The 9,062-nt window shown below is 66.4% G+C and carries 7 protein-coding genes and 4 pseudogenes; 3 read left to right on the plus strand and 8 right to left on the minus strand.

The features are described 5' to 3' along the window. Positions 1–351, minus strand: a 351-nt coding sequence (locus tag AQI95_RS43785; protein ID WP_067137065.1) for a hypothetical protein, incomplete at its 3' end; no start/stop codon positions are given. A 321-nt stretch (positions 352–672) separates the two neighbouring features. Between AQI95_RS43785 and AQI95_RS48245 the strand changes: the two genes are divergently transcribed. Then, positions 673–846: a hypothetical protein gene (locus tag AQI95_RS48245; RefSeq protein ID WP_167362010.1), complete on the plus strand. Its 174-nt coding sequence runs from the start codon at positions 673–675 to the stop codon at positions 844–846. 207 nt (positions 847–1,053) lie between these two features. Here the strand turns inward: AQI95_RS48245 and AQI95_RS43790 are convergent. Then, positions 1,054–1,573: pseudogene (locus tag AQI95_RS43790) on the minus strand (SixA phosphatase family protein). 452 nt (positions 1,574–2,025) lie between these two features. Here AQI95_RS43790 and AQI95_RS50260 point away from each other — a divergent pair. Next, on the plus strand, positions 2,026–3,120 hold the full coding sequence (locus tag AQI95_RS50260; protein WP_341849511.1) for a DEAD/DEAH box helicase family protein: 1,095 nt from the start codon (positions 2,026–2,028) through the stop codon (positions 3,118–3,120). A gap of 78 nt (positions 3,121–3,198) precedes the next feature. Continuing rightward, complete coding sequence (locus AQI95_RS50550; protein ID WP_425264979.1) at positions 3,199–4,599, plus strand: helicase associated domain-containing protein; 1,401 nt, start codon at positions 3,199–3,201, stop codon at positions 4,597–4,599. A 243-nt stretch (positions 4,600–4,842) separates the two neighbouring features. Here AQI95_RS50550 and AQI95_RS47770 read toward each other — a convergent pair whose 3' ends face one another. The 6 genes and pseudogenes from AQI95_RS47770 to AQI95_RS43825 all read right to left on the minus strand — a co-directional run. Next, positions 4,843–5,274: a hypothetical protein gene (locus tag AQI95_RS47770; protein WP_159056769.1), complete on the minus strand. Its 432-nt coding sequence runs from the start codon at positions 5,272–5,274 to the stop codon at positions 4,843–4,845. Positions 5,275–5,354: 80 nt separating this feature from the next. Next, positions 5,355–5,711, minus strand: coding sequence for a hypothetical protein (locus tag AQI95_RS47775; RefSeq protein ID WP_159056770.1), 357 nt, complete (start codon positions 5,709–5,711; stop codon positions 5,355–5,357). A 75-nt stretch (positions 5,712–5,786) separates the two neighbouring features. Next, positions 5,787–6,946: pseudogene (locus AQI95_RS43805) on the minus strand (IS3 family transposase). 77 nt (positions 6,947–7,023) lie between these two features. Next, a pseudogene (locus AQI95_RS47055) lies at positions 7,024–7,338 on the minus strand (integrase core domain-containing protein); the annotation flags it as partial. Between the two features lie 121 nt (positions 7,339–7,459). Then, positions 7,460–7,942, minus strand: coding sequence for a hypothetical protein (locus AQI95_RS43820; RefSeq protein WP_067137061.1), 483 nt, complete (start codon positions 7,940–7,942; stop codon positions 7,460–7,462). 702 nt (positions 7,943–8,644) lie between these two features. After that, a pseudogene (locus AQI95_RS43825) lies at positions 8,645–9,062 on the minus strand (hypothetical protein); the annotation flags it as partial.

A 9,062-nucleotide genomic window follows, 5' to 3' on the forward strand; every position in this document is an offset into this window, starting at 1 on the left:
ACTCTGCACTGCCAGCCGGGTGTGCCCGGCATCCGGGCCGGTACCCCACGTGAGGGTGACCGTGGTGAAGAGATACCCGGCGCCGGAATCGTGGTATCGGACTTCCCAGCGCGTGGGCACATCCTGGGCCCGCAGCACGCCATCGGCATGATTGGTCTCCTCCCACGCTGCCAGGCGTTGCCGGAAATCCTCGGTGAGGTAGTGGGAGCGCAGCTCCGTACTCAGGTCGTCGGTACCGTCGGAGACGGCGTCGATGTAAACCCCGTAGAAGTCCGCCACCCGATCCACCGCGGAGTCCGGGCTCCCGGACCGGGCCGCGTTCTGCGCTGTGGTTGCCTCGCTGTCCGTCATGCATTCCCTCCTGGAACAACACCGCCCAGGCACGCCCTGGAACGTGCGGTGGGGCACCGTTTCGGAAAGCTCCCCAGTCGGATGCGGACGACACACCGCAGCGCCCGAACCACCCCAGTGAGTGACCGTTTTCCCGCCACAGGCAACGACCACCGGCAACCCGAACCGTCTCCAACCTCCTGCTCCGCCCACCACCTCGGCTCCGGGAAGACAAGGGGCGGGGCTTGCGGCCTTACGGAGCGTGACGCTTGGAAATGCGGTGCTCGACTCCGAATGGAAACCTGAACTCAATCCCGTCCCACTTCGAGGAGTGACACCCCCATGGGCATCAAGGACGAAATGCAGAACAAGGCGCAGCAGGCCCGGCAGAAGGCCGAGCAGGCCAAGCAGCAGGCACAGCAGAAGGGCCAGCAGGCCCAGGACAAGGTCCGCCAGCAGCAGGAGCGAAGCCGTCAGCAGTCCCTCGACGACATTCAGGACGACGACCTCGGGTAAGGATCGGCGCAGAGACCGGCCGTACACACGCCACCGGCCGACAGTCACCCACCAAAGGCCAGCTCGTCCGCAAGCCCTCCTTCGCTCCCGTTCACTCCCGGATGCGGTGAGAAGGAGGGCTTGAGCTGTATCCGCGGACAGGTCTGCGCGCAGGCCGGCTGGTGATTCTTTGGCACCCGGCATGGCGCTGAAGCAGAGGGCGGTCAACTAGGCATGCGGGGCCCAGAAGGCGACCGGTCGCCCGACACCGTGCTCGACGCTCCTCCAGGAGCCGTTGAAGGCGAGTACAGCCATCGCGGATGTGGGGAAACCAGTGCGGTTCATGCGCGCCAGCAGGTCGCCCATCCGTCTCGCCCGCGAGAGCGTCAGCGAGGCCGTGAACGCCCGGGTTGTGTCCGATGAGCACGAGGTCCTGGACCTCGTCGGGCACCTCATTCAAGACAGCGATGAGCTCCCCCAGTGTGGCTTCGTACAGCCGGTCCTCGTACACCGTCCTGGGCCGCTCCGACAACTCGGGCGACACGAGCTTCCAGGTCTCGCGGCAGCGTGCTGCTGTCGAGCACAATGCCAGGTTCGGGGTGATACCGGAGCCTGCAAGCCAGCGGCCGGCTACGGGCGCTTCCTTGCGGCCGCGGTCCGCGAGCGGACGGTCGTGATCGTCTATGTCGGGCGAGTCGGCCTTCGCGTGGCGGAGAATCACTACACGGCGGGTGGATTCAGCACTCATACGCACCCAATCCTGACGCCCAGACGGCCTCCAACCGGGCTGAACAGCGTCGAGTTCAGCCTTGTGGGGCACGCCCGACGATCCAGCGCGTCCGTTCCGGCGAACACCGAGAGCAGCACAAGACCGGCCGCCCTCGGAGTGCTGGGCGTGCCACTGCGACACTCAGGAGGCGAGTGCTTCAATCTCTATTTGAGATATATTCTGGAATAAGCAAGGCCCTTGTCGGGCATTGGTGTGCGGGGAACAGGTGCCCGTCCGGTGAAACTGCGCAGCGCCCGGACAGCCCGCGCAGCATCTTCAGGAACGGCGTCAGCGTAGCCCAACACAGCACGCCTACAGGCAGCTTTACCACCCCATACCTCTTGACAGGGCGGCATGACCATCCTAGTGCCCAGACCGGAGCGGAACGGAAAAGGCAAGCGAAGGAACTCCGTCCTCACCAGCGAGAAGCGGTGGATGCGGTACTCCGGTCCCTTGAATTCCCTGCAAGATCTACTGTGCCGGAGCGGGGGCGGCGGGCTCAGGTGGTCATGGCGACAGGCTCCGGGAAGACCCTCGTCGCCGTGCGCAGCGCGCAGGAGCTGCGGGCCGGCCGGGTTCTGGTGCTCGTGCCCGCTGGACCTGCTCGCACAGACCGAGGCCGCATGGCGCGAGGCCGGCCGTACCGGGCCGATGATCGGGGCCTCTCGTTGCGTGGGCAGGAGGCGGTGTTCCCCAGCACCACGCACATGGACGAGCCGGTCGCCTGGGTGCGGCCGTTCGACAAAGTCACGGTGTTCGCCACGTACGCCTCCCTGGGGCTCGGCACGCTGGAGCGGGCGCACGAGGCCGGCCTTCCGGGCTGGGACCTGATCGTCGTCGACGAGGCACACCGGACCTCCGGGCGGCTGGGCAAGCCGTGGGCCGTCGTCCACGACAACACCCGGATTCCGTCCCTGCGCCGCCTGTACATGACAGCCACGCCCCGGCTGTGGCAGCTGGACGAGGACCAGGAACAGTGCGCGCCAGGTGAGTTGGTGGCCAGCATGGAGGACGATCCGGACGGGCCGTTCGGCGCGCGCTGCTACACCCTGACGCTGTCCGAGACCATCGACCGCGGCATCCGCGCGCCCTACGAGGTCGTGTGCCTGGACATCACCGACACCCAGCTCCAGGCCGCCCAGCTCCTGGGCGCCGAGGGACGGTCGGACGAGGTCCGCGGAGCCCGGCTCGCCGCGCTCCAGACCGCGCTGGTGAAGGCGTCGGCGGAGGAGAACTTCCGGCGCACGCTGGTCTTCCACCACATGGTCAAGGAGGCCGAGGCGTTCGCGGCCGGCCTTCCTCACGTCGCCGCGCAGCTGCACGCCGCGGACCCCGAGCTGTACCCCCAGACGACCTGGGCCAACTGGCTGTGCGGCGAGCACAAGCCGGGTCACCGGCGGCGGGTTCTCGGGGAGTTCGCCGACGGGATCGCCACGGACGGCACCGTCGTCGAGAAGGGCTTCCTGCGCTCGGTGAAGGTACTCGGCGAGGGCGTCGACACCAAGAACTGCGACTCCGTCTACTGAGCCGACATCCGCGGCTCCATGCCCGACCTCGTCCAGGCCGTCGGCCGCGCACTGCGCATACAGCCCGGCGAGGGGAAGGTGGCCAACCTGGTCGTGCCGGTCCTGCTCGGGCCAGGCGAGACCGCCGACAACATGCTCACCTCCCGGGCATACGGCGGGCTGGCCAAGATCCTGGAGGCGCTCAGGGCGCACGACACCCGGATGACGGAGGCACTGGCCGAGCCGCAGACGCAGAGCCGGGTCAAGGGCGTCCAGAGCCGCACCGGCGGACAGGACGGCGAAGGAGCCCACAGCGACCGAAGCGACCGTGGCCTGTCACTGCCGGCGCAGGCACTGCTGAGGTTCAGCTCACCCCGCGACCCGGCAGCGTTGCCGGCGTTCATCCGCCTGCGGGTCCTCAACCCCGAACACGAACACTGGCGACGCGGGGTGGAGGCCGCCGTCATCTACGCCCGTGAGCACGGCGACCTGAAGGTGCCGTTCACGTACCGCGTGCCCGCCGGAGGCGACCAGGCGGTGGAGGCCGAGGGGTGGCCGGCCTCGCTGGCCGCGTTCCCGCTGGGGCAGTGGATCACCGACGCCCGCCGCTTCCACACCCGCGGGGACATGGACAAGGACCGCGTGAAACAGCTGGAGACGCTCGGCATGGTCTGGTCGCACCACGACATCACCTGGGAAGAAGGACTCACCGCCGCACGCGGATGGGCCGCGGAGAACGGGCACCTCTCCGCGCCGACCGGCGCCACCCACCAGGGATACCGGGTAGGGCTATTTCTCAAGAACGCACGCGCCGCTGCCCGGCGGGCACAGGACAACGAGCAGCGGCACGCCCAGGGGCTGCCGGTTCAACCGGCCGAGGCACTGTCAGAGGAGCGGCGCGAGCAGCTGGAAGACATCGACCCTTCGTGGTGCCCGGCCTGGCCGGTGGACTGGCAACGCGCCTTCCACCTCATCCGGCAGCACCTCGAGGCCGGCGGCGAACTGCCCCATGTCGCCGGGCACCGTCGTGCACCAGGGCGAGGACCTCGGACGGTGGGTGAAGTCGGTCCGGCTCAGCCGGCACAAGCACACCACCGTGCAGCAGTGGATGTGTCAGCAGGTCCTCGGCATCCAGCCCGCAGCCGAGAACAAGAAACCGCAGCGCCGCACACAGGCCGACAAATGGGCCGCCAACCTCGCCGCCGCCACCCAGTACTACGAACGGGAGCGGGGCACGGATCGGCAACCAGCGCTCACGAGCCGCCACACTGTCACCGCAACGCGTCGAGCAACTGTCCGCAATCGAGACGCACTGGACATAGCGGCGTACGGACGGGCGGCGGGCCACGTGGTGAGCTTCCCTTCCCGCCGCAGGGCCAGCAGACGGCGCACCGCTGGTCCCCGCAACACCTGAACCGACACAGCCGGCAAAGCCCCACGCGCGGCGACCGCGGCAGGGGACGCCGGTGCGGCCGGACTGGGCCCGGTAGCAGTCCTTGAGGCGACTGCCTTCGCAGCCGAGAAGTTCCTTGCTGGGAGTGCCGTGACCGGCGACGGGTGAGGGTTGGATGCCCCACAGACCGAACTCCGGCCAGGGCACTCCTGGCCGGAGTTGTCACGATGCCCGTGGTCAAAGGCGCTGACTACTCGTAGACGCGAGCAGCTGGGACGAGTATCTGAAGTCTTGAGAGGCGGCAGGCGCATCACACGCGACCGAAGCTATGTCTGTGGAACGGGCTGCCGTCACGATGGCAGATCCACAGCCGTGTAACCGCTGAGCCCGAGCCCGCCAACCGCGGGAAGAATCTTTGCAAGATACCACTCAAAGTCGACGTAGCCGTCAGCATCCTTGCGATAGACGGTATCCACCCTCGGGTCCAGCATGAGCCTTTCCCCGCCAGACAACACCAGGAAAGAGCCGCCGATTCCCGTGGCTCCCCAGGTAAGGATCACCGCGCAAGCTCCATGCGCTTCTCGAGCCTGTTCCATCTTTTCAATGACAGCAGGGACGGCACCGAGGGGCCCGGTATCCCAATCAGTCATGTCCGGCTCCACAAGATAGTTGATCTGACCACCGTCATCCAACCTCCAACCTCCACGCGTGAGTGATCCAATGAGTTCCTGGATCGACAACCGGCTACCGAATTCGAATTTGATACCTACATACCTGCTCATGTACACCGCTCCCTATCAGGACACCGAGGGGGCGCCACTGGCGCCCCCTCGGTCTGCATTCTATCTAAATCGTCGAATCGTCACCGGGGGACAACCTCCCACTCAAACCCCTTCTTCTGGAAATGATCCTGCATGTTCTGCGGGACCGGATTCTCGGATATTAATCGGAAATCTGCATCATTTTCTGTCGCAATCTTCCGAGCTTCACCGAGTTTTGACTTGAATCTGAGCATTTCGTCGGGATCGCGATTGAGGCGATCCCAGTACTCACCACTCTTTGCTTCGTACCACACCTCCCGAGAAGACCCCTCAGGGGTGTAGCGCCCATCGAACTGCCTTTTACCAACCTTGAACCCCGGCCTCCCGTCCGGTCCCGCTTCTCCACTGAAACGCTCCATCAGAGAGTCCTCGTAGGCATCACCGCTCAGTTGCTGCACACGACCACCACTGGCATCCGAATCTGCCTCGCGGAATGCTGACCTGCCCCACGGTTTGGGTTCCAGCTGCGGTGGCTAACTGGCGGCGGGGATGGTGTCTTGTCCGGAGAGTAGTTCGTACTCGATCGGGGTGCGGTAGCCCAGTGCTGAATGTCGTCTCTTGCGGTTGTAGAAGATCTCGATGAACTCGAAGATCGCGTTGGCCAGTTCGACCCGGGTCTTCCACCGCTTGCGGTTGAGCAACTCGATCTGCATCGAGGACCAGAACGACTCCATCATCGCGTTGTCCAGGCCGTCCCCGACCGTGCCGAACGACGGCAGGAGCCCGGCGGAGCGAATCCTTTCCCCGAAGACCCAGGAGGTGAACTGGGTGCCGTGATCGGCGTGAACGATCCCGCCCGGCTCGGGGCGGCGGTTGCGGATGGCCATGTCCAGCGCGTTGACCACGAGGGTGGAGTCCTGCCGTGAGTCGATGGACCAGCCCACGATCCTGCGGCTGAACGCATCCAGGACCGCCGCGCAGTACACCCACCCTTCCCTGGTGCGGTGCTGCGTGATGTCGGTGACCCACAGCTCGTCGGGACGCAACCGATGGAACTTGCGATTGACCAGGTCCTCGGCGGTGACGATGCCACGCAGCCGCTTGATGCGCACCGGTCCGGGCAGGCCGTGGATCCCGGCCTGAGTCATCAGCACCGACACGGTCCTGGTGCAGACCCGGATGCCCATGCCCAGGGTGAGCTCGGCGTGGATGCGGCGGCAGCCGTAAGTGCCGCGGGAAGCGACGTGAACCTCTCGGATCAGCCCGGTCAGCCGGTCCCGCCGTAGCTGCCGTGGAGTGGTCGGTGTGCGCTTGTGCTTGTAGTAGTTCTGCCGGGCGACGCCAAGGATCCGGCAGCACCTGTTGACCGGTGCCCCGGCATCGACGAGTCGGTCGATCACCGGGGAGAGCCTTTTGGGGCCGGCTTGTCCTCGCCGAGGAACTTCGCCGCCTGCCGGACGATCGCCAGCTCGGTTTCCAGCTCATGGATCCGCCGGCGAGCGGCCCGCAACTCAGCAGACTCGCTCGACGGCGTTCCCGGTCGCCGCCCGTTGTCGATGTCGTCCTGCCGCAACCACTTCGACAACGTGACGGGATGGATACCGAGCTCCACCACCGTCTGTTTGGCCTTCTTGCCGGCGCGGATCAGCGCGATGGCACGCGCCCGGAACTCCGGAGGATAGGGACGAGGCATGACTGCCAGCCTTCCGTGAAGGGCTGTCAGTTAGCCACCAGAACTGGAACCTGAGAGGTGGGGCAGGTCAGCTTCGGTCACGCGGCCTGGATGGTCGGCGGGGTCATGACGGTCTCGAATTCGACGGGGGTCAGCCGGCCGAGTGCGGCTTGTCTGCGGCGGCGGTGGTAGGTCCGCTCGATCCAGGTCACGATCGCGATCCGCAGCTCCTCGCGGGTGGCCCAGCTCCGGCGGTCGAGCACGTTCTTCTGCAGCAGGCTGAAGAAGGACTCCATGGCTGCGTTGTCGCCGGTTGCCACGACTCTTCCTATCGATCTGGCCATCCGGTGGCGGTCGAGTGCCCGGACGAATTTCCGGGACCGGAATTGCGAGCCGCGATCGCTGTGCAGGATGCACCCGTCGACGTGGTCGCGCCGGGCTCCGAGGAGGCCGATCAGCTCCGGAGGACGTTACCTCTAGCCTCTCCCGCATCCGCTGTGGGTACTGTCCCCGACAGAACGGGCTCGTCTCTTCCTACGGCGTGGTGAGGTTCAGCTTGTACGTGGGTTCACCATCGACCCAGGTGTCGACGTCACCGTTCGACGAGTGGCCTTCGACGTGCAGGCGCAGAGTGAAGCGGTAGGTGCCAGGCCCCGCGTAGCGCAGCTCTTTTACATCCAACGGGGCGCCGTTCTTGGACACGCTGAGTAGATGCGACCACATCACACTGCACTTGGGGAGCTCACTCCACGGAGAGATCGGGTTTGAGATGAAGCACCTCGCCGATTCCAGCCCATAGTTCAACTTCTTACCGTCAGTGGACGCGCACAACTCAACCTTTGAGCTCATCTGCTTCCAACCGTCATCCGTGCGGAAGTCCTCGATGGAGCAGGCTTTCTCCGGCCCCGGCCCCCGCACCGGGGCTGCACTGGCCGCAGTGGCCGACGCCGATAGCGCAACGGCGACCAGCAATGAAGCGCCCAAGAGCACGGGAAGAGACGACTTTCGGACCGACATGAGGGATCCTCTCGCGGAGTCGACGAAGACAAACGATGGGCCTGGACGCGCGCCACGACCGGCGGAAGACCCGCCCCCGCGCGACAGCCTGCCCAGCCGCCCACTCTGTGAAGGGCCGCCGCGACCGCGCGGCGGACGGGCACCGGGCGCCCGCAGGAACAACCTGTCCGCAGCCTCGTCCGACCTCACTCGAACACCACGCGATGGCCGGAACCCCACCAGGGCAGCGAAAAGATCGCCTCATCGCTTCCGTCCAGCACAAAAGCCAGGGGTCCGCCCAGCGGCCACCAGGAGTCACCCCCGTCCCGCGTTCCACCTGTCTGGCGCCTTTTCCCTCGCAGCCAGCCCATCCGGAGGCAGCGGATTCCCGGCACCTGCACCAGAGTCACGGCTCATTCCCCATCGCTCAGCCGAGTGATCACCCACCCGATCTCAGCCACGACGTAGCGAACACCGGGCCAAGGCGGCGTCCCTGGCGGTGTCGGCCCCTGGCCGGGCCAGGCACTGGGGCCGCTAACCCGACCATCGAGAGCACCCGAGACTCCACAGGCGAGCGCTTGAAACCGTCCTCAGCACCGAGGATCGGAATCAGCTTCTCACCCACGGCTGAACATGCACCGGCCAACTGCGAGGCTCAGCCGGGCCAACTCAACCGCTCACGGGCCATCTGAAGAACTCAGTCACAACTACGGCCGTTTACGGTCAGTGCCCCTCGTCGAGCATGTCGGACGTCAGGTCGCCGCGCACCCGCCGAACACGCGGACGATGTCGATAGCGGCCGAATTCCAACCGCGGCTGATCTACCTCGATCTCCACCACCACTTCCGGCTTGACCGGCCGGAAGCGCACCGGGTCCGCTCCGGGCAGCCCGCCCACCGTGCCCGGCAACTCGCGCGTCTCCTCACCGGATGCATGCAAGAGCGGCGCCACGGCCAGGCGGACATGCTGAGCGAGCGGCAGACTCACTCCAACCGCCCGCATACGGCCGCCCGCCGGCCGGCCCAGCACAAGGGCCTGCGCCGCCGGCGACCTGCCGGTCACCCCGATGACCACGGCTTCGGTGGTGTGGCGCTCGCGCCACTTCACCCAGCCCGAGGCGAGGCCGGGTCTGCTGCACGAT

The sequence above is a fragment of the Streptomyces yokosukanensis genome (assembly GCF_001514035.1).
In the GTDB taxonomy this organism is placed as follows: domain Bacteria; phylum Actinomycetota; class Actinomycetes; order Streptomycetales; family Streptomycetaceae; genus Streptomyces; species Streptomyces yokosukanensis.

Excerpts from the sequence above, each read along its gene's own strand:
- AQI95_RS48245 (WP_167362010.1), top strand. The coding sequence starts at position 673 with ATGGGCATCAAGGACGAAATGCAGAACAAGGCGCAGCAGGCCCGGCAG.
- AQI95_RS47770 (WP_159056769.1), bottom strand. The coding sequence starts at position 5,274 with ATGAGCAGGTATGTAGGTATCAAATTCGAATTCGGTAGCCGGTTGTCG.
- AQI95_RS43820 (WP_067137061.1), bottom strand. The coding sequence starts at position 7,942 with ATGTCGGTCCGAAAGTCGTCTCTTCCCGTGCTCTTGGGCGCTTCATTG.